This is a genomic window from Streptomyces sp. NPDC039430 (genome assembly GCF_055639435.1).
On the sequence record NZ_JBVKAK010000005.1, the window covers coordinates 398991 to 423370 of the forward strand.

Consider the following 24380-nt stretch of genomic DNA (forward strand, 5'->3'; position numbering starts at 1 on the left):
GCATGCCGTACGTCGTCAGGGTCGTCGAGATCATGTCGATGACGGGCAGTATCTGACGGAACCAAGAAGGTGCTGGACCGCGAACGCGGTCCAGCACCTTTTGTGTGGGGCGACGAGGGATCAGCCGCCCGTGATCACGAATTGCGAGCCCGGCTGCGTGACGATGTTGCCGTCGGCCGAGTTCGTGATGGTCACGTTGGTCAGCCTGGCGGAGCCACGCGCGCCGCTCATGGCGAGGACGCCGGCGCCATTGTTGGATTTGTCGATCTTGACGTTGCTGATGGCGACGTCCGGGACGTTGCCGCCGCCCGTTTTGAACTGGATGCCGTCATAGGTCGAGTCGTAGATGTCGGTGTCCCGGATGGTGACCCCGGGGATGTCTCTGCTCTGGGCGAAGAGAGTGATGGCACCGAACTCCTGGTCCTCGTTCCAGAAGGCGCCGCCGGTGCGGTGCAGGGCGTTGTTGGCGATCAGGGTCTGCCCGGAGAAGGGCAGCGGGTCATGGTCCGTGGCCAGCATGATGCCCGGGTAGTTGGCCGTGTCGTACACCAGGTTGTTCTCGATCTTGTTGCCGTAGCCGCCGTAGACCGCGATGCCGGTCGCACGCCAGGGCAGTTGGATCGTGTTGTTGAGGAACTGGTTGTCGTGCGCGATGTCCGTCGACGGGTTCTTCACGTAGCGGTTGGCCCACACCGCCAGTGAGTCGTCGCCCGTGGTGCGGAACGAGGAGTTGAACACCCGCGAATTGCTCGTGCCGTTGGTGAAGTTGATGCCGTCGGCGTAGGTGTTGCGGATACGCATACCGCTGAACTGCAGGCCGTCGGCCGGGCCCCAGAGGTCCGGGATGTTGTCGTAGTCACGGCCCACCCAGACACCCACGTTGGCGTGCTCGATCCAGACGTTGGAGATCTTGGTGTCCTTGCCGAAGCGGCCGTTGAGGCCCACCCCGCCCTCGGCGCCGCCCGGTCCGCCGCGGATGGTGCCGGAGCCGAAGATGGCGATGTCGGAGATCTGGGTGTTGTCGTCGATGTCGAAGCCGAAGTTGCCCTCGTGCGGATGGTTGATGCTGCCCACCGCCTGGTGCGGCTCGGTCAGGGTGTAGAGCTGGGAGTGCCACATCCCCGCGCCGCGGATGGTGACATCGCTGATGCCCACCTGGTTGTACTGCCCGCGGTCCAGCGGGTCATCGGTGAGGATCTTCTTCTCCTGCCGCCACTGCCCCGCCGGGATCCATACGCACGCGATGTCACCCTTCTGGTCGGCGGTCACCGCCCGCTGGATGGCGTCCGTGTCGTCGATCCCGTCGTCGGGCACCGCGCCGTACTCCGTGATCGAGGTGCACTCGGCCGGCTTGCTCGCCGGGGGCGCCACCTGCTCCAGGTCGATCAGGTCGATGATGTAGAAGGAGGCCGAGTCGGCGGCGTCGCGCTGCAGCCGGAACTTGGTGCCGACCGGGTAGGTCGTCGGCAGCAGGGCGTGGGACTCGTCGAAGAGCCGGCGGGCGTCGGCCTGGGGCGTGTTGGTCAGTGCCTCGGGGCCGTCGGTGTTGCCGTACAGCCAGCTGTGCTTCGACGAGAGGGTCAGCTTCCGGACGAACGTGTCGTTGACGTAGAGGCTGATGGTGGCCTCGGCGCCGCCGCCGTTCGGGGCGTCCGGGATCGAGTTGCGTACGACGATCGAGTTCGAGGGGTTGGTCGAGGTGAACTCGACGAACTGGCCCGTGGAGTTGAGCCGTACCGACTTGCGGCCCGAGGACTCGGAGGCGAAGTTGGTGTGCCCGAAGGTACGCAGCGGGTCGGCCTCCAGCAGGGTGCCCTGGTAGCGGGCGGTCTCGGCCTCGTATTCGACGTACGGGACGGCGGCCCCGCGTCCGACGACGATCGAGCGCGAGAACGCGTTGTTGGTCTCGTTGGTCTCGGTGACGACGTTGGTGGCGTCGGCGGTGGCGACGATGGTGGCTCCGCCGTTGGTGGCGGTCCAGGTGCCGTTGACGCTCACGTTGGCCGTCGCGCCCGCGGCGATCGACGGGGTGTTGGTGTTGAGCGTGGTGCCGCCCACGACGACGCGGGTGACCGTGGTGGCGCCGGAGGCGGTCGTCCCGCGGTTCTTCACCGCCACGGTGAAGCTGACCGGCGCTCCGACGGCCGGGTTCGCGGGGCTGGATTCGATGCCGAGCACCTGGAGATCGGGGCCGGGGCTCTGCCCGACGACCAGGTCCGTCGCCGAGGTGAAGCTGTTGTTGGCGTTGTCCTGCTCGATGATCGTGTCGGTCGGGTCCACCAGCGCCGTGACGCGGTAACTGCCCGCCGCGCGCTTCCCGATGTCGACCGGGACGGTGGCGGAGGCCCCCGCGGCGAGCGCGGACACCGGGGCGCTGCCCGCGACCACGCCGCCCAGGCTGACGTTCACGGTGGTCGCGCCCGCGGCGGCCGTTCCGATGTTCCGTACCGTCGCGTTCACCCTCGTGGTGTCGCTCTCCACGGGAGAGGCGGGGGTCCACGACAGCGCGCTGACGGTCAGGTCCGGATTGGGCGCCGGCGTTCCGATGACCTGGAGCTCACCGACCTGCCCGCCGGTCGCGCCGGTGTTGCTGAAGATCTGGAGCTGCAGGTCGGCGGCGCGCTTGTTGACCGGGATCGTGACCGTGTTCTGGTTCGACGCCGGGTTGAAGGTGTGGTTCGCGCGGGCCACGAGTGAGGTGAAGGCGGTCCCGGCCTGGTCGCGGCCGAGTATCTGGATGCTCTGGGTACGGGTCGCCCACGCCGCGTCGGGGTTGAGCTTGATCACGACGGAGGTGATGTCGGCGTTGGCGCCGAGCTTCACCGTCAGCGTCGACGGGTGGCCCGCGGACTCCCAGTAGGTGCCGATGTTGCCGTCGTTGGCGTTGCGCGCGACGTAGGTGAAGACCGTCGACGACGCCTCGATCGGCTTGCCCCGGGCCAGATCGGTGTCGTCGGCGCCGCCGCCGTCTCCGCCGTCTCCGCCGTCTCCTCCGTCACCGCCGTCGCCGTCATTCGCCGGACCGTAGATCTCCAGCTCGGAGACCTGCGCGGCGGGCCAGCCCGTGTTGCCGGTGATGTTCAGCCGTACGTACCGGACGGTCGCGACGGTGAAGTCGATGGTGACGGTGTTGCCGGAACCCGGGGCGAACGCGTGCCCCTGCGCGGCCGAGAGCGTGCTGAAGGTGGACCCGTCGGTGCTGCCCTGTACGGCGAGAGCCTGCGTACGGGCCTCCCACGAGGCCGGCAGCTTGACCACCACGCGGTCGGTCCTGGCCTCGCCGCCCAGGTCGACCCGTATCCACTGCGGGAACGCGTTGGACGGCCCTTCCCAGTACGTCTGCTGGTTGCCGTCGGTGGCGTTGGCGGCGGGATGGTTCCCCTCGGAGCCGCTCGCCGAAGCCGCTCTGCCCTGAGCCAGGTTGGGTCGTTCGGCCGCGTAGGCGGTGCCTGAGCCGGAGGCGGAGACCGGCAGGAGCCCGATGGTGATCAGGGCGGCGATGAGCGCGCCGATGATCAGCCGCCGGCGGGGCTGTTTCCGTTTCATGGTGTCCTCTGTTCTGTCGGAACGCGAGAGCCTGTCGGAACGGGAGACCGGACAGCCCGCGGTTCCGGGCCGGCCGTACGACGCGCGGGACCCGCGTCACGCGTCACGCGGGTGCGTGGAGGCGAGGCGCGGGTGCCGGTGCGCCGGGCCGGGCGTTTCGGAACAGCTGTCGTCCTGAAACGGAGTGGTGCGGTCGCAGCAGACGGGGTCGGGTCCCTGCTGCGAAGTTGCACAAGGAGCGCAAAAAAATTGAGCTAGTTATCTATGTTTTTGCGAGTCACAGGGTGCAATCATGTCATCGGTTTGTCAACGGTTCTCGCACGCCTGCCGAGTTGACGACGAAGGGCGCGGCGGGTGTACGCCCGCCGCGCCCCTCGTCGACCGACCGGCTCAGCCCCTCGGGGGCCGGTTCGGGTCGGGACGGGTCATCAGGCCTCCCAGGTGACCGGCAGGGCCCGTACGCCATAGACGAGAGCGTCGTCCTTGAAGCGGATCTCCTCGAACGGGACGGCCGGCCGCAGCGTGGGCATGCGCTGGAAGAGCGTGGTGAGGACCACCTCCAGTTCGACTCGGGCGAGTTGCTGGCCCAGGCACTGGTGCGCGCCGTAGCCGAACGCCAGATGTCCGCCCGCCTGCCTCGTCAGGTCGAGCCGGTCGGCGTCCGGGAACGCCCGGCCGTCGCGGTTGCCCGAGGACAGCGCCGCGACCAGCCAGTCCCCGGCGCGTACGGTCTCGTCCGCGATCCGGATGTCCTCCGTGGCGTAGCGGAGCAGCCCGAACTGGAGGATCGTCAGATAGCGGAGCAGCTCCTCGATGGCGGGGACGGCGAGGGCCGGCTCGGCGCGCAGGGCGGCGAGTTGCCCGGGGTGCCGGAACAGCGCCAGGGCGCTGAGGGCGATCATGTTGGCGGTGGTCTCGTGACCGGCGATCAGGAGAGTGACCCCGAGGGTGACGAGTTCCTCCTGGCTGAACGGCTTGCCGGAGTCCTGTCCGCGCTGGATGAGCCGGCTCAGCAGGTCGTCCCGCGGGGCGGTCCGCTTGGCGGTGATGAGCTGGCCGATGAACTCCTCGATCGCGGCGGCCGCCTCCTCCACTTTCTCCGGGGCGCTGCCCACCCTGATGAGAACGGCGGTCTGCTCCTGGAAGCGGTCGCGGTCCTCGGGGGGTACGCCGAGGAGTTCGCAGATGACCAGTGACGGGATGGGCAGGGCGAAGTCGCGGTAGAGGTCGGCGGGCCGGGGGCCGGCCAGCATGGCGTCGATGTGCTCGTCCACCAGGCGCTGGACGAAGGGGCGCAGGGCCCGCATCTTCTTGACCGTGAATTCGGAGGTCAGCATGCGGCGGAGCCGGGCGTGGTCGGGGCCGTCCAGGTGCAGCAGCGAGCCGGGTGCGATCGGCCGGTGCAGATCGCCGTTCGGGACGATGTGCGTGGACGGGGCGGCACGGGAACTGAGCCGCGGGTCGGACAGCGCGGCCCGTACGTCCTCGTACCGCGATACGACCCAGGCGTCGGCGCCGACCGGGCAGGACGCGCGGGAGACCGGCTCCTCGGCGCGCAGCGCCTCGTACTCGGGCGGCGGGTCGAACGGGCAGCCGGAGGTGCGGGTGGCGGCGAAGGGCTTCACGGTCGGAACGTCCGTCTCCTCGCTCACGTCGGTCGCATCGGTCGCATCGGTCACGTCGGTCATGGCGTGTTCCTCTCTCGTCGCGTACCGAGCGCGCACCGGACGAGTGCCGGACGGGCACGGACGCCTTTGTGGCAGTTGCTGCCACAAGGCCAACGATGCCAGTCGGCAGCTGATGCCGATAGTCGGTGCGATCGTTTCCGGCCCGAGCGGCGTCCCCGCATCACGCCAGGTGGCGGCCGGCCGCCGCATGGCACGATGGGCGCCGACGCGACCGGAGGTTCCGGTGCCGCGGAGGGGCGGAGGTACGGGGTGGGGCTTCGTGAGATGAAGATGGAGCGGACGCGGCAGCTGATCGCGGACACGGCCATCTCGCTCTTCAGGGAGCACGGATTCGCCGCCACGACCATCGAGCAGATCGCCGCCGCCGCCGAGGTCGGGGCCCGTACGGTCTACCGCTACTACCCGACCAAAGAGGCGCTGGTCGTGCGATTCATCGAGGACACCCTCGATGTCGCGCTCGAAGACCTGCGCGGCATGCCCGAGCACGCACCACTGCCGCAGGCCCTGTACCAGGTCATCGAGAGCGTACGGCGCACCGTCGCGGACGACCCGGAACGGCTGATCGACGTCTACCGGATCGCGAACCGGACCCCGTCCATCCAGGCGCAGTTGAGCGCCGGGACCTGGAACTGGCGGCAGGATCTCGCCGCGGAGATCCTCCGCCGTACGAGCGGCGACTTCGCCGAGCTGGTGGCCGCCCTCGCCGCCGCGAACATCATGAACATCATCGAGATCTCGGTCCAGGAGTGGGTGCGCGCGGAGGAGCACACCGCCATGGACCGGGCCATCGAGCGGGGGCTCGAACTCCTGCGCACGGGTGCGGTGCCCGTCCCGGCGCCGCCCGTGGACGAGCCGACGGGGAGCGCGTCCCGGGACTGACCGGACCGAAACGTCTGCCGGCGGCCGGTCTTGCGCTCGCCCGACGTCAGCCGCCCGACGTCATTCGCTCATCCCTCGGTCGCTCATCCCTCAGTCGCTCACCCCTCAGTCGCCCATCCCTCAGTCGCCCATGAAGACGACCCGGCGCGAGGGGCCCGCCGAGCCCGGGGACGCCGTGGTGAGCGAGCGGCCCGCCGGAACGGCGCGGTCGCGGCCCCAGGAGCGGATCTCCTCGATCTGTTCGGGGTTGGTACGGCTCATGGGGGAGGCGTTGGCGAACGTGTCCTCGACGAAGGAGGGGTCGAGCCCCCGCGGGTCGTCGCCCTGGAGGTGGAGCTCGGCGCCCACGTCGTGGAGAGCGGCCTCGATGTCGGAGCCGGCGAAGCCGTCGGAGAGGTCGACCAGCAGGTCCAGCCGGTCCGGGGCGGGCTCGGCCTTCACATAACGGCGGTAGTAGAGCTGGATGATCTCCCGGCGGTCCTGCGCGTCGGGCAGGTCCACGAAGAAGAGTTCGTCGAAGCGGCCCTTGCGCAGCAGCTCGGGCGGCAGGCTGCGGACGTCGTTGGCGGTGGCGACGACGAAGGCGCGCGAGTCGGACTCCTGGAGCCAGAAGAGGAACTGACCGATGATCCGCTGCGGCACTCCCGACATGTCGTGGCTCCCGGCGAGGCCCTTCTCGATCTCGTCGATCCACAGGATGCACGGCGCCACGCGGTCGGCGGTCTCCAGCGCCTCGCGCATCCGGCCCTCGGACTCGCCGAGGTACTTGCCGTGGATGCTGGCCATGTCCAGCCGGTAGAGAGGCAGCCGCCACTGGGACGCGATGGCCTTGGCGGACAGCGACTTCCCGCAGCCGGGCACACCCACCAGGAGGGCGCCGCGGGGTGGCCGGAGACCGGTGCCGCGGAGGTCGGAGTGCATCAGCTGGTGCTTGCGCCGCAGCCAGTCACGGAGATTGGTCAGTCCGCCGATTCCGTAGTCCTCCTCGCTCTTGAGGTGGATACGTTCGAGTCCGGCCAGATCGCTGAAGATCCGGTCCTTGGAGCGGGCGAGGGCGAGGACGTCGTCCTTCTCGACGGACCCCTTGGCGACCAGCGTGGCCATCAGGTTGACCGCTTCGCCCTCGGTGACGCCCTGGAGGAACTCCGCGGCCCGGCGCGCGTCCTCCTCGGTCCAGGCGATCGGTACGACCCCGTGGTGGTCGGCGAGGAAGCCGTGGATCGTCGCGTACATCTCGTCGGGGTCGGGGAGTTCGAGCTGAAGGCTCATCCCGAGACGCTGGAGGCCGCTCCAGATCGGCTTGTCGGTGATCAGGACCAGGCTGCCCGCGTTGGCGTCGGCGAGCCTGGCGAGTTCGGCGACATGCCGGGTGAAGGGGGAGTCGGTGTCCAGGTCGTCCGGGTCCACCAGCACCAGGGTCGCGTTCGGCCGGCTGCTGAACTGGGCCGCGGCGAACTCCATCGCGCCCGTCAGCGAACGGTCGTCCTGCACCGTCGCGTTGGAGCGCAGATCCCGCAGTCCCGTGGCGCGCGTATAGATCCAGAACGGCAGCCCCGAGCGGCGCGGCTGGGCGGCGATCTCCTTCACGAGGCGCAGCGCGCGCGGCTGTTCGATGGTGCGCAGGCCGATGACCGGCACGCGTGCGGTGAGGTAGTTGTCCAGGTCGTCGCGGCACTCGCGGTAGTTCGGCATGCGTGGCCTTCTACGGAGGAGAGAGGGGAGGTGGGGCCGTTCGCCCGGGTGGGGGAGCGGCCGAGTGGGGGCCTGGGAGGTCTAGGAGGTCTAGGAGGTCTGGGGGTGGTGGGGGTGGTGGGGGAGTTACGGCGGGGTCACCCGGCGCCTGCCCGTCGCCGTCGGGTCGTACGACCAGCCGCCGGTGGCAGCGGGCCGCGCCGTGGATACGGGCGGGTCCGCGGTGGGTACGGGCGGAGGCGCCGAGGTCACCGCCGTGAGCGGGTTGTCGCGCAGCGTCCGCCGCCGGGCCTCGATCCGGCGCGGGTCGCCGCCCTCCGACACCATGCTCTCCACCGCTCGTTCGAGGTCCTGCTGCAGTGACCGCGTCGCGTCGTCCACCATCTTCAGCAGCCGCGGCCGCAGGTCCTCGGGCAGCGCGGGGTGGTTCGCCAGGGCGCGTACGGGATGCAGACCCGAGCGGGCCTGTGCCAGGGCACGCCCGACCGAGAACTCGTCCGCCGCCTCGCCGAGCGCTGCGGCGAGCGCGTCGGCGCAGCGCTGGAGGCGCGCGGAGAGCGCGTCGGTGAGCCGGAGCCGCAGCCGGTCCCAGGTGTCGGCGGCGAAGTCCTCCTGGCGCAGGGGCGGCAGCCCGGCGCCGTCGGACCGGCCGCCGGACGTGGCGTGGGTGCCGGACGTCGCGTGGGTGCCGGACGGAGCGTCGGTTCGTGCCGCCCCGCCGGAGCCGGCCGCCCAGTCGGCCAGGAACGCCGCCCAGGTCTCGTACGTACCCCCGTGGGCCCAGAGACCCCCGGTCACAGGTCCGCTCACAGGTCCGCTCACAGGTCCTTCTTCGGGCGTCGTACGGTCATCTCGCCCGGCGGCAGGGGCTCCCAGTCGGGCAGCCCCTCCACCACCTTCCGCAGCCGGGAGGTGGCCCGCTCCTTGGGGCGCGCGGGGGCGGACGCCCAGGGCGAGGCGGCCTGGAACGGTGTGGCCTGGGACGGCGTGGCCTGGGACGGCGTGGCCCGCGGCGCGGTGGTCTGCGACGGCGCGGTGGTCTGGGGCGGGGTGGTCTGCGGCGCGGTCTGGGGCGGCGGCGGGACGACGCGCCGCGGCTGCTGCTCGGGGATCATGACGTGTGCTCCTCCGCCGGCTCGGTGACGGTGCGGCCCTCGTACGGGGACGAGGCGTGCGCGGCGGTCGCCAGCGAGGCGATCATGGCGCGGGTGGCGGCTTCCACGGCGTCCGCCTGCTGGAACCGGGTCTGCCAGTCGGTCAGTTCGGCGCGGGCCGCGCGCAGCGTCCCGATGGATTCCTGCTTGGCCCGTTCCAGGGACTGCCTCGCCGTCTCCTGGAGCTTGCGGGCCGCGTCGGCGCGGTTGTGCAGGATCAGCGCCCACACCCCACCGACGACCAGCGCCGCCACGAACGCGAAGCCGACGCTGAACGGGCTGAACAGCAGCAGGACGGCGAGCACGATCCCGCCCGGCAGCAGAGCCTTCTGCCGCCAGGGGAAGGCGAGCGAGTCGATGAACGGCCGGGCGTGCCCGTCCCAGTGCGCCGCCAAGGACGCCTCCAGCGTCTCCAGCGGAGTGGTGAACGAACCCGACCACGGCGGCAGCGCGAAGGTCTGCGCCCCCACGCCGTGCGTCGTGGCGAAGTACGCCCCCACGTCCGGCGGGATCGCCGCCCGGTAGTCCCGGCTGAAGGAGGCGTGCGCCCGCTTGAACCAGCTGTGGCAGGCGGCCACCGAGAGCCGCTGGGTGGCCGGGGAAGCCCCGATGGCCCCCGGGTTGAGCGCCGAGGTGGTCTGGACGGTGAGGTAGTCGAGGGTCTCCTCCAGCGACGCCGCGTCGACGTCGACGGCCTGCTGCGCCGCGTCCAGATCGCCGCCCTTGTCGATGACGGCGTTGTTGAAGGCCAGATCGCGGCGGAGCGGCAGCTCCTCGTTGTCGTACTCCCCGACCAGCCGGTCCAGGATGTCGTCGACCGCGTCCTCGATACGGTCCGAGGGCTCCGACTCGCGCGCCATCATCGCCGTGTACTTGTCGAGTACGGCCTGCTGGGCACGGGCCGAGGAGAGTACGGCGTCCAGCCGGCCCCACTCCGGGGACACCGCGGCCAGCCGCGGGAAGTCGGCCTGGGCGGACGGCGCGCGCATCGAGTCGATCTCCGCCCGCCAGCGGGCGATCTGGGCGGTCTCGGTCGCCTCGTCGGCGAGCAGCGTCTCGCGCCAGGTGGCGAGGGTGTCACGGAGCAGCTCACGGCCCGCGGCGCCGAACGCGCCCTGCGAGATCGATTCGAGGATCACCGCGAACTCCCGGCCGAGCGCCGCCGGGTCCTGCACATTGAGGTAGTGGCGCAGCCAGCGCACCGCGCCGGCGTGCCGGCCCTGGCGGCGCAGCACCAGCGCGAAGAACAGCGAGGTCCGGTCGGGGGAGCGGCGGAACGCCTCCTCCACGGCGCGCTCGCACAGCGAACGGTCGTCCGCCGCCCAGCTGGACAGCGCGATCAGCGCGGGGGCCAGCCAGTATCGCGGGGTCTGGATCATGAGCTGCTCGCCCACGTTCCGTACGGTCTCCTCGGAGACCAGACCGGTGTCGAAGGCCTGGAGCATGCCGACCGCCGAGCGCCTGACCACCTTGTGATGGCCGAACTCGTGGTCCACCTTGTCCTGGATCACCCCGACCCGGGTCTCGGCGCGCTGGACGTTGGCCGTCAGCTCGGCCTGCCGTACGAACGTCATGAAGTCGGCGCGCAGCTGCTGGAGTTCGGTGCGGGTCTCCTGCTGGGCCTGGCCGACGGCCGACACCTGGCCGGAGACCGCTCCCACCTGTTCGCCCAGCCGCACCACGAGGCTGTTCACGCGATCGACCTGGCGCCGCAGGTGGTGGTCCACCTCGGACATGGATCCTCCGTCGTTGTCTGTGGCTCTGTGGCTCTGTGGCTCTGAGATTGTCGAGGTTGGCGGGGCCCTACGGGCGAACGACGGAGCCGTCCTCCAGGACCGGCAGTACCGTCCCGCCGGCATAGACCTCGACGTACTCGTAGGCCCCGGACCGCACCAGCATCCGGGCCGCCGCGAAGGGTTCCGGCATCGGATCGCCCGGCGCGAAGTGGTCGATGATCGTGTGGAAGAGGCTGAGCCGGTGGTCCACGAAGGGCGGCCCGAGCCGGCACACGGCCACGAAGCCCACCGGGACATCGCCGTACGACGTGGCGTACTGCTCGCGGATCCAGCCGGACAGCTCCCGCACCGCCGCCTCGTCGAGCCCGGCGTCCAACCGCCTTACGGAAGCGAGCAGTTCGCGCGTACGGTCCCGGTAGCGGTCCCCCGCGAGGACCGGGGGACCCGCCGGCGCCGCGGGTGCGGTACGCCTGCCCGGCGCGGCGCCCGGTCCAGCGCCGGGGCGTACCACCCGGCGCGGCCCTTCGATGAAGCCCATGGATCCCCCAGATCCCCCGTGTGTCATGGGTCCGTCCGGCGCGGCCTGAACCGCGCGGGCTCAGAACAATAGCGACGGCACCTCCATACTGCTAAGCGCCGGGCGGCGGCGACACCGGATAACCGAAGTACGCCCGAGAAGCGCCCAGTTCACGACCGCTGCGGGTACGCCGCACCCGCGCGCGCCCTGACAGACTTCCCCCATGGGGACCGCGTTCGTACTTCTGGTGGGGATCAATGACTATTCGGCCATGTCGTCGGCCGCCGGCCCGGCGCCGGGCTCGCTGACCGGCTGCCTCAACGACATCCGGGCCGCGCGGGGCTGGCTGGAAGGGCGGGTCGACGGCCCGCCGCCCCGGATCCTCGAACTGACCGACGGCGAGGCGACCGTGGCCGCCGTCACCGACGCCCTCCGCACGCATCTGGGCCAGGCGGGCCCCGGGGACACCGCGCTGTTCTGGTACGCGGGCCACGGCACCGAGTTCGCCGCCACCGAACGCGCCCATCTGTACGTCGAGCCGACCGGCTACTGCCAGGCGCTGGTCTGCGCTGACGGCATCCTGATCGACAAGGATCTCGGCGTGCTCCTCGACGGTGTCGCCGCGCGCGGCGCGCACACCGCCGCCGTCCTCGACTCCTGCTTCTCCGGTGGCGCCACCCGGCTGAGTGACGACCTCGTCAAGCGCGCGCTGCCGCACGATCCTTCCTGGCCGGCGTACGGGGACGCCGGGAGCCGGGCGGGCGGCCCACGGGCCCGTGACGTCCAGGCCCCCGCCGGGGCGGCGCGGCATGTGCTGCTGGCGGCGTGCCGTGTCAACCAGGCGTCGTACGAGGACGGGCACGGCGCGGCGCGGCACGGGCTGTTCACCCGCGCCCTGCTCGGCGCCCTGCGCGACATGGGGCCGGGCGCGACCTACCGGCAGGTGCTGGCCGCGGCAGGCTCGCGGGTGCAGTCCGCGACCGAGCACCAGAACCCGGTGCTGTACCCGGCCGATCCCGGGGGCGTAGCCGACCGGGCGGTCCTCGGCGGCGCGGCGGACCGGCCGCTCGGCCCGCATCTGCTGCTGCACGGCCCGGACGGCTGGCAGATCGACTGCGGCAGCACCCATGGGCTGTCGGGCGGCCCTGGAGGCGCGCGGGACGACCGTGGCACGGAGTTCGCCGTGGTCGAGTCCGGCCGTGACGGGGACGCGGGGGGCGTCGTACGCGTACGGGCCGTCGAGCCGCTGCGCGCGCTGGTCACCCCCGTGGGGTGGACCCCGGATCCGGTGCGGATCTATCCCGTCGCGGTGTCCGCGCCGGCCCTGCCGCCGACCTCGGTCGTGGTGGACGGTGGCGACCGCGCGCTCCTCGACGCCATCGAGGCGGCACCGCTGCTGCGCCTCGCGGACGACGGCTCAGGTCAGGGTCCAGGTGCGGGGCCAGGCCGGGGTTCAAGTCGAGGTCCGGGTCCGGGTCCGGGTCCGGGTCCGGGACCAGGCCCAGGCCCAGGTCCACGTGCGCGTTCCGGATTCGGCCATGGCCAGGTCTTCAAGGTCGTCGTCCGGGACGACGGACGGGCCCGTGTCCTGCGCCGGGACGGGACCGACGCGACCGCTCCGCTCCCCGCCCACCGGGTGCCGGACTGCCTGGTCCATCTCACCCGCTGGCACCAGCTGCGGGACCTCGCCAACCCGGCGTCGCCGCTCGCCTCCCTGGTGGACGTCGAGGTATCCGTCTGGAACGGCGAGCGGATCCTGCCGGACGGCCACGGCGAGATCCGCTGCGCGTACGCCGACGGGCGCGAACCGCTGGTCTCCGTACGGATCCACAACCGCTCCCACGACCGCACGCTCTGGTGTGTGCTCCTCGACCTCACCGACAGCTACGCCAGCCACTCGGGGCTCTTCCCCGGCCACTTCATCGGCCCGGGGCGCACCGGGTACGCCCTCGGCAACGCGCCCGTACATCTCTCGCTGCCGGAGTCCCGCAAGGCGGAGCCCGGCGCGTACGTCCGCGACTGGCTCAAACTCATCGTGGCCGAGGGCGAGTTCAGCACCGTTCCGTTTCAGCTCGGGCCGTGGAACGCGGACGCGCCGCCGGCCGCCCGCGGCACCGAGGCGGACCACGTCCTGCGCTTCACCCGCCCTCCGCACGCGGGCCGCGACGCGGGCCCGGGTCCCGGCGGCGGTGGTGCGCCCGGCCAGTGGTTCGCCCTCACGGTCCCGCTGCGGACGGTGGTACCGGAGTGACGCCCGTCCGGCGCCTGTCCGACGTTCGGCGGGTCAGTGCCCGAGGTGTGTGAAGCCGGCCCACGCGGTGAGGTCGTCCGGGCTGAGGGCCCCGGCGCGCCGCGCCAGCGTTGCGGGCATGGCGGGCGGGAGCACGCGCGCGGGGTCGAGCATCCACAACTGGGCGCGGCGCAGGGCGGCTCCGGGGGAGAGGCGCTCGGCGCGCAGGTAGTGGTGGGTCATGAACATGAGCAGGGAGGTCGCGTCGTCCGGCACCGGCCAGAGTGAGCCCACGACCGACCGGGCCCCGGCGACGAGGAAGGCCGTGGCCAGGCTGTAGGCCTCGTTGTGGCCGCGCCCGGAGACATGGCTGCGGCAGGCCGCCAGCACGACGAGTTCCAGCTCGCCCCGCCCGGCGCCCGCGGCGGCCTCGGTCAGTTCCTCGGCGGCCAGCTCGCCTCCGTGCAGGGAGAGATACGCGCTGTGCCGCCGGTTCGCCGCGACCGTTCCGTGGCAGGCGAGATGGAGTACGCCGCCGGTGTTCGCGGGGTCGCGGAGCCAGGCGGTCACTTCGTCGGGGGTGGCCGGGCCGGTGGTGTCGGCCGGGCGGTCGGGGGCGGCCGGGCGGTCGGAGGTGGCCGGGCGGTCGGGGGCGGCCGGGCGGTCGCGGGTGGCCAGGCCGCGCCCGAGGAAGCGCCCGGCCGGGTAGAAGGCGTGGCGTACCGCGTCGGCCTCCTCGCCCGCGTACCGCAGGTCCCCGGTCGGGTTGCCGACGACCAGGGCGGCGCCCGTATGTGGGACCGCGGGCCGCTCCGCGACCTCGCAGAACAGCCGCGCGGAGGCGGCGTACGAGATCCCGGCCGCCTCGACCGCGTACCGCCGGCCGCCCGCCGCGCGGGACTCCCAGGCGGCGTGCCAGGGGACCACGCCCAGCGCGCCCATCGGGACGAGGACGAAGGTGGGCGGCGGTTCGCCGGGCGCCTCGCCCACCCCGAGCCCCTCCAGGAGCGGCTTCATCGCGGCGTACCACGCCCAGCCGCACAGCCGGTCGAGCTGCTTGCGCGGGGTCGACGCCGCCGTCGCGTACGTGTCGCCGCCGCCCGCGCCGCCGCCGTCCGGCACCGGGCCCATGTCACGGGCGGCCAGGGGCGTCGGGTCGTAGGCGCGCAGCGGTGCCGCTTCCTCGCGGAGCAGGGGCAGCGGGAGCGAGCCCACCCGCCCGGCGGCGGTGACGACGACGGCGGCGCCGGGGCGCGACTCGTAGCCGGGGACGAGATAGACCAGGTAGTCGGCGCGTACGGCGGTGAGCGCCGCGCCGATGCGGGCGGGTGGTGGCGGTTCGAGGAGCAGGTCCTGCGGCTGTCCCGGCTCGTCGGGACCGGTGAGTACGGCCAGCACGCGCCGGCGCAGTTCGCTGGGGACGCTCTGTGCCGCGCCGGGCGGACCGGCCTCCACGAGCGGGTCGGCGGGCGAGAGCGGGCCGGTGGGCGAGAGCGGGCCGGTGGCCGGCAGTGGGCCGGTACCCGCCCCCGGCAGCACGTCCGTGCCGCCCGCCGCCCGCCACTCGTCGGCCAGATCCCGGCGCCCGGCGGCGGCCAGCCGCTCGGGGACGGATCGGGACGTGGTCGCCGTGTGCAGGACCAGCCCGCGACAGGAGTCAAGCGCCTGGACCGCCTGGTCGGGGACGTTGTCCTCCAGACACCACGAGGCCACTTCGAGGGCCGCCTGCGTGGCGTTCGCGGCGACCTCGGCGGCGTGCGAGGTACCGGACTGCAGCAGCGCGGCCCAGGTCCAGCCGCGCAGCGCCTTGACTCCGGTACGGCGGCCGGTGCGCCGGTCGTCCCGGCCGGGGGCGGCGCGCAGCCGGTACGCACGGCCGAGGGTCAGCCCCAGCGCCCCGTACAGCCGGTGCTCGGGCCCACCGGTCCGGAGCGCGGCCCGCTCCAGCCAGTCGATGCCGGTGTCGAGATCACGCCGGTCGCGCCCGGCGGCGGCGAGCCCGCAGAGGGAGGTGCCGATGACGTTCGCGTACCGAAGCCAGTCGTCGCTGCCCTCGTCGACCAGCGCGAGCGCCGCTTCCACCAGCGTGAGGGACTCCCGTACGCCCTGCGCATCGCCCCGCGCGCCCGCGCGCAAGCCGCGCGCGATGCCGTTGTCGCCGAGCACCCAGGCATGGTGGTCACGCGGCAGCTTGGCGGCCAGCCGCCGCAGTTCGGCCGTACTCGGCCGGCCGGGCGGCGGCGGGAGCGGGGGGACGCCGAGCCGGGCCGCGAGCTGCTCGCGCTGCGAGTGGACGTTCTCCAGGAGTGTCCAGACCTCGATGCGTGAGGGGTCCTCGGGGTCCATCTCCGCGTGGAGCGCCGCCAGTTTGCCGCGTCCCCGGTCCACGCCGGCCAGATCGCCGCTGAGCGCCGCCCGGTTCGCCTCGAACCCCGCCTGCTGGCCGTCCATGACCCGGCGCATGTACGGGGTGATGGAGGGGCTGTCCCGCAGCCGCTGCCAGGCGGCACCCGCGGTGTCCAGGTCGTCGACGGCGCCGCGCAGCTGGCCGCGCTGGTTCGTGGCGAACGACCGCAGGAGGCCGAAGCTGTCGTGGAGATCGCGCTCGGTGTCGCGCTTGTTGTCGCGCTCGGTCCCGCCCCGGGGGTCGCCCTGGGTGTCGCCCTGGGGGTCGCCCTGGGTGTCGCGCGAACCCGGCCTCTTCCCGCCGCCCGCTCGACTGTTCCCGCCGCCCGCCGCACCGCTCCCGGCACCCGCTTCACCGGACGCGCCGCGCGCTTCACCGGACGCGCCGCCGGTCCCATGGGACCCGCTCAAGGTGGCACTGGCCCGGTCGAGGTCGGCGATGACCTCGTCAAGTCCCGTGCCCGCGCCGGACAGCTCGTCATGGAGCCGGACATACCCGGCGGCCCCGTGCACCGTGCTCTGCCAGGTGGCGTTCTCCGGTCTGCTCGCGCGGGCGGCCTCGAAGAGGGCGGTCTTCCGCTCCTCGGTGATGTGGTTGCCGTGCGGGTCGAGCATCGGCGCCACGCTGAGGAGGTAGCCGGCGTAGAGCCCGTACTCCTCGCTCTCCGGATCCAGGGAGCGCCACCGCTCGTAGAACTGGTCGAACGTACGGGTGAGCCGGTCGGTGCTCGCCACGTCATTGACCAGGGCGCCGTACGAGTCGTCGTCGAAGTCGAGGAAGCTCCGGCCGTGGGAGATGTCCGCCATCATCTCCCGGACCGCCTCCCGGCCCTCGTCGAGCACCCCGTCGGGGTCGTCCGGGCCTTCCGGGCCGGGCGTCATCGCGTGGGACCGTACCCAGGCGAGCATCAGCTTGGCCATGCGCCGCAGCCCCGGGTCCGCCTCCGCCTCCTCGATCGCGAGCACGCGCCGCGCGCAGTCCTCGATGTCCGACAGCCGGGCCGGGTCCTGGTCGTCCTGGTAGCGCGCCTGTTGCAGAGAGGCGAGCACCATCGCGCCGGGCACCGGGTCGCCGTCCCGCTCGGGCCGCCACTCCCGTACGGCCCGCCTGAGCAGGGGGATGGCCCGGTCGCGGGCGGTGTCGTCGTCCTGTTCCGCGGCGTGGTCGTAGAGGAGGCGGCCGAACGCGTCCGCGAAGACGGGCGAGAGCCCCTCCTCGGCGCCGGGCTCGGCGAGCAGGGTGTGCAGTTCGGAGACGGCCGGTGCCAGGTGCGCCCGCTCGCGCCAGTTGAAGTGCAGAGAGGCGCGGACGAAGACGCTTCTGGCCCGCGCCTGCCAGGCCCACCAGGGTTCTTCCATATGCGCCGGGTCCGTCACGCCCTGTTGCTGTTCGCCTTGCTGTTCGCCTTGCTGTTCGCTTTGCTGTGTGCCTTGCTGCTCGCGCTGCCGTTGCCGTTGCCGCTCGCGTGCTTCGGCGAGCGCGTGGACGAACTCGGTGCGGGCCTCGCGCAGCCGGTCACGGTCGGCGGCGGCCCGGCCGCCCATCAGCAGGCTGGTCGCGAGCCCGTACCGGAGCAGCGGGATGTCGTAGCCGGGCGCGGCCCCGGAGATCGCGGTCCGGTAGTGCTCCACCGAGGTGTCGAACTCGCCCTGTTCGAAGGTGAGGTCGCCCAGACACCCGTACAGCTCGGTGGCCTCGTCGGATCCCGCGGCGTGGTCGCCCAGCGCGTCATGCTGCCGGCGCACGGCCGCGGTCAGGAGGTCCGGGCGGCCGGGGTCGTCCTGAGCGGCGCCGCGGTACCGGGCGGCGGAGGTACGGGACAGCAGGAGGCGGGCCAGCGGCGCGTTCCCGGCGGCGAACGGCGAGTTGTCGGGCAGGCCGACGAGCCCGGCGGTCAGCTGCTCCTCCGCCCGCTTCAGGAGCGCGGGGGCGGGCTCCTGGTCGTACTGGTACAGCAGCACCTGGCCGTACAGCACCCGCCAGGCGTACCAGATCTCCTCGCCGTCCTCGCTGCCCTTGCCGCCCTCGCCTTCCTTGCTGCCCTCGCTGCCCTCGTCCTGTGCCGCGCTCGCCGAGAACGCGCGTGGCAGCGCGTCGGCGGCCCGGCGCAGATCGTCGTCCCGGCCCTGCCGCAGATGCAGATGGAAGCTCCACTCCCCGGCCCAGCCCCAGATGTAGGGGAGTTCGGGGTCGTCGTCCGGTGTCCTCGCGGCCATCGCGAGCAACTCGTCGCGTGAGGCGCGCAGTTCGTCGTCGGACAAGTGAGAGACGTCAGGAAACTCGTCCTCGGACAAGAAGAAGCTCCTACGGTGCGATCTGCGCGAGATACGGCGCGAGTACGGAGTTCAGCCAGCGTTCGCCCTCGGGCGTCGCGAAGTCGATGGGCGGCTCGTCGGTCTCCTCGACGATCTCGGTGAGCCCCCGGTCCAGGCATCGGTCCTGGAAGAGGATCACCGCGTGCGCGGCGGGCTCGCGCTTCGACGGCCAGACGAAACCCTGGGCCCAGGGGGCGGTCCGTCCCCGGATCCAGTGCCCCCAGTGCCGGGTGTACGCGTACTGGTCGGGCTCCGACTGGACCAGCCACGCGTCCTGCGCGACGGAGGCGAGATCCGCCCCGGAGACCAGCGAGACGACATCGACGTCGGCGGCCAGCCGCAGAAAGGACAGCCGCTTGCCCCGTACGGAGGCGCGCGGCAGCAGCCGGACCCCACCGCCCGGATCGAACGCGACGGACCGCAGCAGCGACTCGCAGACCGCGGCGGGCGCCGTACGCCCGGCGTAGAGAAAGGGGTAGTCGTCGCAGCGCGTCGCGTCGAACCGGCCGCCGTCGTAGAGGCAGTCGGCCGGTACGGGGTTGAACGCGGTGCCCGGACGCGCGGACGAGTGGACCCGGAAGAGCGGAGTACCGGCGGACAGCGGCACCTTCGTGGGCGTGCGCGGGAGCGCGGTGGGCGGGCGGCTGTTCGGCACGGAATTACTCCCCCTCCACCAAGTAGCGTGCGGTACCGATGAGCTGGCCGTCCTGGCCACTGCCGCCGCCGAGCAGTTCCGCGGGGGCGACGCCGAGGTAGCCGTTCGCCGACAGCCACCAGTCGGCCGCGCCCCAGGGATCACGCGCGGCGTCCAGCAGCCCGTTCACCGTCACGACGACCGGCCAGGGGATGGCCGCGTCGCCGAACTGGAAGGACGGGATCCGGTCCACGGCCCGAGCGTCGGACTCACCGCGCAGCCGGATCAGCCCGGGGGTGCGCGCGTGCGCCTCCGCGGCCCAGTCGTCCAGCATCGGATACGAGAGCAGGCGCTCGCGTACGGGGCCGAGCAGCGGGCCGACCATGGGGTTGCCGTCCAGCAGCAGGAAGGCGAGGTCGGCGGCGGTGAAACCGGCGAAGGTCTCCGACGCGGGCGTCCCGCCTTCCGGTACTCCGCCCTCCGGCACTCCGTCCCCCAGCACTCCGCTCTCCAGCACTCCGGCCTCCAGCGTCCCGCCCTCCAGCGTCCCGGCGAGGCGTCCCGGGCGCCCGGCGACGAGCCGCTCCGCCTCGGCGGGCGGCAGCAGGGCGAGGACGAAGCGCGCGGTCTCGTCGGCCGTCGCCGCGCGGCCGGGCGCATGGCGCTCCATGGACCGCAGCGAACGCAGCGACCGCAGCACGGACGACAGCCCGGCCGGGGCCACGGCCGGGCTGTCGTCCGTGGCCCCGGCGGCGCCAGCCGAACCCGATCGCGGGCCCGAACCCGATGTCAGGTAGGGGCCGAGCCGGCTCCAGTCGGCGGCCACCGCCGCCAGCACACGATATGGATTCACCCGCGCCCTCTCCCCGTGGTGAGCGCCTCGCTCCACCACATCCGTTTCCGGAGCGGGGGCGTCTGCGGCATGCCCGAAAGGATCCCACTGCCGGGCACACCGCTTCAACCGCATCCCCCATCCCATTCAACCGCCCACGCTGGTCGCTTCCCGGTCGCGAACGGGGCGAGTACTGGGGTCTTGACCGCCGTGGACCGCGCGGGCTGCCGTGGCAGCGCGGTGGCGCGCTCGGGCGCGCGGTGTAATCAGCGCGTTACCCCGTGGTTGAAGCGGTGTCACAGTGACCACTGAGACTGGCGGTACGACATTCGGTCCTCCCCCCACAATCCGATCAGGAGGGGACCCCCATAGATGGAGAATCCACCGGCGCGCGCCCAGGCGCTCCGGGGGCTCACCGACGCACGCCCCGTCGAGTCCGGACGGCCGGCGAACGGTCAGCTCTCGCACGCGTCCGCCGTGTCACACCGGCCCACCGTCCTTTCCCGGCGAAGAACCGGCCGATCGACCACCACGTCGACCGCCACTCGGAGTTGTCCCGGAGGCCCGTCCTCCGCCGCGCTCCGCACGTTCTTCACGTTCACGCCAGGAAAGGAATTCCCAGGTGCTCACTTCGCACCAGCCCACCGGCACCGCCGAGGAGACCGAGGCCTCAACCGGCCTCCGCCACGAATCTCCCGGGGAGCCGCCCGCGACCTCCGGTGAGTCACTCGCGACCTCCGGTGAGCCGCCCGCGACCTCCGGTGAGCCACCCGCGACCTCCGGTGAGTCACTCGCGCCCCTCGCGGGACGGGCGCCTCGCGCGCCCCTCGCGGGACGCGTGCTGGCCGTCGGTACGCCGGGGCCGCGGCTGGAGCGGCTCACCCGTACCCTGCGGTCGACCGGGCACGACGTGAGCCATGCCACGCCCGGCCAGGTGAACCCGCGGGTCCAGCAGGCCCCGCCGGACGCGATCGTCGCGCTGTTCGACGAGCGTGACGGCCCCGACGGGCTCGATGTGATCAGAGAGGTACGCGCCGCCCCCGCGGGCCGCGCGCTGCCGCTGGTCATGGTCACCGCCCAGCACGGTTCCGCCGATGTGGTGGACATGCTGCGGCACGGCGCCGACGACTGTGTGGCCGACGAGTCCGACCCGGGCGAGCTGTCGGCCCGGATAGAGGCCAAGCTGCGCCGTGTCCCCGTCCCGGTCGAGAGTCTGCTCCTCGACCCGCGCACCGGCCTCTACTCCGGCCCGCACTTCGAGGAGGAACTCGGCCGGGAACTGAAACGGCCCGGATCCGGCCGCCGCGGCGGGGTGATGGCCATCGTCGGGGTGGTCGAGATGGGCGCCCTGGAGACGCGGCTCGGCCCGCGCGTACGCCGGGAGGTCGCCGAGCGGCTCGCCGCGGTGGCGGAGAAGCTGGGCAGCCCCTGCGACCGGCTCGGCTGGGACGAGGACGGCCATCTGCTCATGCTGATGCCCGGCGTCGACGACGAGACGGCGCTCCTCGGCCTCCAGCGCTTCGCCAGCACGGTGGCAGGCACGCGGTTCATCGTGGCGGACGAGAACGTACGGCTGACCCCGGCGATCGGCTGAACCCCGCTGGCCGGATGCGCCGACCACACGCAGGCCGTGGGCGAGGCCCGGGACGCGGTGGCCGAGGCGATCGGCCACCGGGATCTGCGTCCGGTCATGTACGCGCCCTGGATGCGCGGGGGCCCCGGGCCACCGGCGCCCCCGCCGGCTGGGCAAGGCGGTACGCGCGGCGCTGTCGGCGCTCTCCCCGTTCGTGGTGCTGCTGCTCGGTGCGGGGCTGCCGTTCCTGCTGTACCAGCGGCTGTACGAACGGGGCTGGGACCTTGGGTCGGCGATGTACTGGGTCGTGGTGAGCGGACTGCTGGTGTCCGCCGTACTGATCGTGCTGGAGTGCGTGTTCGCGCTGGACGCGCGGCAACGCCCCGCCGGACCCGGCGGGCTGGACACGCCGATGGGCCGGGAGGGTCAGCCCGACGGGCTCGCCACCCCCGACGCCGCCCCCAACAGTGCCCCCGAAGCCGCCCCCAACAGCGGTCCTGACAGTGCCCCCAACAGCGCTCCTGGCAGCGCCCCCGGCAGCGGTCCCGGCAGCCATGTCGGCAGCGGTCCCGGCAGCCGTCCCGACGTGCCCGGCCGCCCGTACCCACCGGCCAGCGCGGTCATCGCCGCGTATCTGCCGAACGAGGCCGCGACCATCGTGGACACGGTCGAATCGTTCCTGCGCCTCGACTACCCGAACGAGCTGGAGATCGTGCTCGCGTACAACACGCCGCACCCGCTCCCCGTCGAGGTCACGCTCCGCGAGATCGCCGCCCGTGACCCACGCCTGGTCCTGCTGCCCGTGCCCGGCAGCATCTCCAAGGCGCAGAACGTCAACGCGGCCGTCACCCGCGTACACGGCGAGATGGCCGGTATCTTCGACGCCGACCACCACCCGGCGCCCCACGCCTTCACGCACGCCTGGCACTGGCTGTCGAACGGTTACGACGTCGTCCAGGGCCACTGCGTCATACGCAACGGGGACAGCTCCTGGGTCTCCAAGCTGGTCGCGGTGGAGTTCGAGTCCATCTACGCGGTGAGCCACCCGGGCCGCACCCGGCTGTACGGGTTCGGTGTGTTCGGCGGCTCCAACGGATTCTGGCGCACCGATCTCCTCGCCAGGACCCGGATGCACGGATCGATGCTGACCGAGGACATCGACTCCACCATGCGCGCCCCGAACGAGGGCGCGAAGATCACCGTGGACCGCACGCTCGTGTCGCGGGAACTGGCCCCCACCACACTGAAGTCGCTGTGGAACCAGCGGTCGCGCTGGGCTCAGGGCTGGCTCCAGGTCTCGCTGAAGTACCTGTGGCGCGGCCTGCGTTCGCCCGCCTTCACCCCTCGCCAGAAGGCGGGGCTCTTCGTACTGCTCGGCTGGCGGGAGGTACAGCCCTGGCTGACGCTCCAGATGCTGCCCATCCTGGCGTTCGCGGTGTGGAAGGCGGGCGGCCTGAGCCAACTCGACTGGATGGTGCCGGTCTGCCTGCTCGCGACGCTGTTCACACTCTCGGCCGGGGTGGTGCAGGCCGCGTTCGCCTGGCGGCTGGCCGTACCGGAACTGCGCCGGCGCAGGCGCTGGTTCTGGCGGTACGTCTTCGTATCGACCTTCTTCTACTCCCACTTCAAGAACATGCTGGCGCGCCAGGCGTGCCTGAAGGAGGCGCTGGGGGACCGGCAGTGGCGGGTCACACCCCGGGCGGCGGCGAAGGCGACCGCGGCGGAGGTGAACCAGCCGTGAGTACGCGGACAGCGCGGACACCCCCGTCGTCGCGGACACCCTCGTCGTCGCGGACACCGCCGTCGTCGGGGACGCCCGAGTCGTCCCAGTCGTCGCGGACACCCCAGCGGCCGTCGCGGTCCGCCTCGGGGGCCGGTTCCGGGCCGGAGGGCGCCCCGGCCCGCAGCAAGGCCCTGGAGATCCAGGGCTTCCGGGGCCTGGCGGCGCTGAGCACGGTCATCTTCCACGTATGGCAGCAGTACTACCGGTACGACGCGGACGGCTCCCATCCGCCGCTCGACAACCCGTACATCGGGTCGCTGATCTCCCTGGAGGTGATCGACCTCTTCTTCGTGATGTCCGCGTATCTGCTGACGCTGTCGTACGCGCGCGCCGCGATCGACGGCGGCTCCCTGCGCCCCGCCGGGGTGTTCCTGTTCCGGCGGGCGATCCGGATCGTGCCGCTGTACTTCATCGCGGTCCTGGTCGTCTGGTCGAGCCGTAACTCCACCCTGCCGGGCAACTGGCTGGACCTCCTCGAACACCTCACCTTCACCCATGTGTTCGACCGCGAGCAGATCTTCTACACCCTGGGCCCGGTCTGGTCCCTGTCGCTGGAGATCGCGTTCTATCTGGCGCTGGTCGCCCTCGGGCCGCTCGCGGTACGCGCCTGCCGCCCCCTGCGGCGGCGCGCGACACGGGTGGCGGTGTGCGCCGGCGGATGTCTGGTGCTGTTCGTCCTCCCGCTCATCTGGATCGCCGTCGCGCGCTACGTATTCGATGTGCCGCACACCAACTGGCCCGTCTACTTCGGCCCGCAGGCCCGCTTCGGCGGCTTCGCGGCGGGCATGGGGCTGGCCGTCCTGAGGGTCGCCCTCGGCGAACGCGGCCGGTTGCGCACCCGCTGGGCCGTGGCCCTCCCGGCGCTGGCGGTGGCGGGCGCGTACTCCGTGTCGCTGGACTCGAAGCCGGAGAACTTCACGTTCACCTTCTACCACCCGCTGACCAGCCTGCTCTGGGCGCTGATGCTCTTCGGCACCATCCATACCGCCCAGCGGATGCGGTGGCACGGGCTGTTGCGGGCCCGTTGGCTGACGTACACCGGACTGGTCAGCTACAGCCTCTTCATCTGGCACGAGCCGGTCATGCTCCAGCTCCACGCCTCGGGCCTGCTCCCGGCCGGCCAGTCGGGATTCCCGCTGGCGGTGCTGGTCGTCCTGCTGGTCGCCGTGCCCACGGCGGTGCTGAGCTACTGGGTCATCGAGTACCCGTCCAGCCTGCTCGGCCGCCTCAAGGACCGCTCCGGCAAACCGCGCGACTTCTATCCGGAACTGGCGCGGTAGCAGAGCGACAGCGGGGGAGTGCGGGAGTGCGGCCCCTGCGGGGCGCACGGGATCCTCCGCCGCGCGTGACCCCTCACATCCCGGCCGGCGCCGTTCGCCGGCCGGGACGCTTTT

15 protein-coding genes are annotated in these 24380 nt (G+C 72.3%); 5 read left to right on the forward strand and 10 right to left on the reverse strand.

From position 1 onward, the window contains the following. Positions 1-120: 120 nt before the first annotated feature. The gene (locus tag ACZ7LS_RS16060; protein WP_385136805.1) at positions 121-3546 is read right to left on the reverse strand and encodes a CARDB domain-containing protein; all 3426 of its coding nucleotides are present in this window, start codon (positions 3544-3546) and stop codon (positions 121-123) included. A gap of 428 nt (positions 3547-3974) precedes the next feature. Then, positions 3975-5234 carry a cytochrome P450 gene (locus tag ACZ7LS_RS16065; RefSeq protein WP_385136807.1) on the reverse strand — a complete coding sequence of 420 codons (1260 nt, stop codon included), beginning with the start codon at positions 5232-5234 and terminating at the stop codon, positions 3975-3977. Between the two features lie 249 nt (positions 5235-5483). On the opposite strand from ACZ7LS_RS16065, the gene ACZ7LS_RS16070 reads away from it, so the two are divergent. Further along, on the forward strand, positions 5484-6113 hold the full coding sequence (locus tag ACZ7LS_RS16070) for a TetR/AcrR family transcriptional regulator (RefSeq protein ID WP_382520869.1): 630 nt from the start codon (positions 5484-5486) through the stop codon (positions 6111-6113). Positions 6114-6233: 120 nt separating this feature from the next. Here the strand turns inward: ACZ7LS_RS16070 and ACZ7LS_RS16075 are convergent, their stop codons facing one another. From ACZ7LS_RS16075 to ACZ7LS_RS16095, 5 genes are all read right to left on the reverse strand, one after another. Beyond that, on the reverse strand, positions 6234-7805 hold the full coding sequence (locus tag ACZ7LS_RS16075) for an AAA family ATPase (protein WP_382878653.1): 1572 nt from the start codon (positions 7803-7805) through the stop codon (positions 6234-6236). Between the two features lie 126 nt (positions 7806-7931). Then, positions 7932-8627 carry a hypothetical protein gene (locus ACZ7LS_RS16080; protein ID WP_385136809.1) on the reverse strand — a complete coding sequence of 232 codons (696 nt, stop codon included), beginning with the start codon at positions 8625-8627 and terminating at the stop codon, positions 7932-7934. After that, entirely contained in the window at positions 8624-8920 is a 297-nt protein-coding gene (locus ACZ7LS_RS16085) for a hypothetical protein (RefSeq protein WP_382520863.1), read from the reverse strand. Before ACZ7LS_RS16085 ends, ACZ7LS_RS16080 begins: the two co-directional genes overlap by 4 nt. Next, entirely contained in the window at positions 8917-10695 is a 1779-nt protein-coding gene (locus ACZ7LS_RS16090; protein ID WP_382670529.1) for a hypothetical protein, read from the reverse strand. Before ACZ7LS_RS16090 ends, ACZ7LS_RS16085 begins: the two co-directional genes overlap by 4 nt. 67 nt (positions 10696-10762) lie before the next feature. Next, positions 10763-11233, reverse strand: a complete 471-nt coding sequence (locus ACZ7LS_RS16095; RefSeq protein WP_385136811.1) for a hypothetical protein — start codon at positions 11231-11233, stop codon at positions 10763-10765. Between the two features lie 202 nt (positions 11234-11435). Here ACZ7LS_RS16095 and ACZ7LS_RS16100 point away from each other — a divergent pair, with 202 nt between their 5' ends. Then, a complete protein-coding gene (locus ACZ7LS_RS16100) occupies positions 11436-13463 on the forward strand; it encodes a caspase family protein (RefSeq protein WP_385136812.1) in 2028 nt (675 codons plus the stop codon). Positions 13464-13496: 33 nt separating this feature from the next. Here the strand turns inward: ACZ7LS_RS16100 and ACZ7LS_RS16105 are convergent, their stop codons facing one another. From ACZ7LS_RS16105 to ACZ7LS_RS16115, 3 genes are read right to left on the reverse strand one after another with little or no spacing between them, the layout of a single operon-like run. Then, positions 13497-18143, reverse strand: coding sequence for a CHAT domain-containing protein (locus ACZ7LS_RS16105; protein WP_471064757.1), 4647 nt, complete (start codon positions 18141-18143; stop codon positions 13497-13499). A gap of 10 nt (positions 18144-18153) precedes the next feature. Further along, positions 18154-18819, reverse strand: a complete 666-nt coding sequence (locus ACZ7LS_RS16110) for an RES family NAD+ phosphorylase (RefSeq protein WP_382520854.1) — start codon at positions 18817-18819, stop codon at positions 18154-18156. 4 nt (positions 18820-18823) lie between these two features. Then, positions 18824-19651 carry a hypothetical protein gene (locus tag ACZ7LS_RS16115; protein WP_385371570.1) on the reverse strand — a complete coding sequence of 276 codons (828 nt, stop codon included), beginning with the start codon at positions 19649-19651 and terminating at the stop codon, positions 18824-18826. A gap of 601 nt (positions 19652-20252) precedes the next feature. Between ACZ7LS_RS16115 and ACZ7LS_RS16120 the strand changes: the two genes are divergently transcribed. The 3 genes from ACZ7LS_RS16120 (at position 20253) to ACZ7LS_RS16130 (ending at position 24266) form a co-directional block, all read left to right on the forward strand. Continuing rightward, on the forward strand, positions 20253-21224 hold the full coding sequence (locus ACZ7LS_RS16120; RefSeq protein ID WP_385135000.1) for a GGDEF domain-containing response regulator: 972 nt from the start codon (positions 20253-20255) through the stop codon (positions 21222-21224). A gap of 193 nt (positions 21225-21417) precedes the next feature. After that, a complete protein-coding gene (locus ACZ7LS_RS16125; protein WP_385134999.1) occupies positions 21418-22944 on the forward strand; it encodes a glycosyltransferase in 1527 nt (508 codons plus the stop codon). Further along, positions 22941-24266 carry an acyltransferase family protein gene (locus ACZ7LS_RS16130; protein WP_385134997.1) on the forward strand — a complete coding sequence of 442 codons (1326 nt, stop codon included), beginning with the start codon at positions 22941-22943 and terminating at the stop codon, positions 24264-24266. The genes ACZ7LS_RS16125 and ACZ7LS_RS16130 overlap by 4 nt, the downstream gene beginning before the upstream one ends. Positions 24267-24380: the final 114 nt, after the last annotated feature.

Coding starts and splice junctions, on each gene's coding strand:
- ACZ7LS_RS16060 (WP_385136805.1), bottom strand. CDS start 3,546: ATGAAACGGAAACAGCCCCGCCGGCGGCTGATCATCGGCGCGCTCATC.
- ACZ7LS_RS16065 (WP_385136807.1), bottom strand. CDS start 5,234: ATGACCGACGTGACCGATGCGACCGATGCGACCGACGTGAGCGAGGAG.
- ACZ7LS_RS16075 (WP_382878653.1), bottom strand. CDS start 7,805: ATGCCGAACTACCGCGAGTGCCGCGACGACCTGGACAACTACCTCACC.
- ACZ7LS_RS16085 (WP_382520863.1), bottom strand. CDS start 8,920: ATGATCCCCGAGCAGCAGCCGCGGCGCGTCGTCCCGCCGCCGCCCCAG.
- ACZ7LS_RS16090 (WP_382670529.1), bottom strand. CDS start 10,695: ATGTCCGAGGTGGACCACCACCTGCGGCGCCAGGTCGATCGCGTGAAC.
- ACZ7LS_RS16095 (WP_385136811.1), bottom strand. CDS start 11,233: ATGGGCTTCATCGAAGGGCCGCGCCGGGTGGTACGCCCCGGCGCTGGA.
- ACZ7LS_RS16100 (WP_385136812.1), top strand. CDS start 11,436: ATGGGGACCGCGTTCGTACTTCTGGTGGGGATCAATGACTATTCGGCC.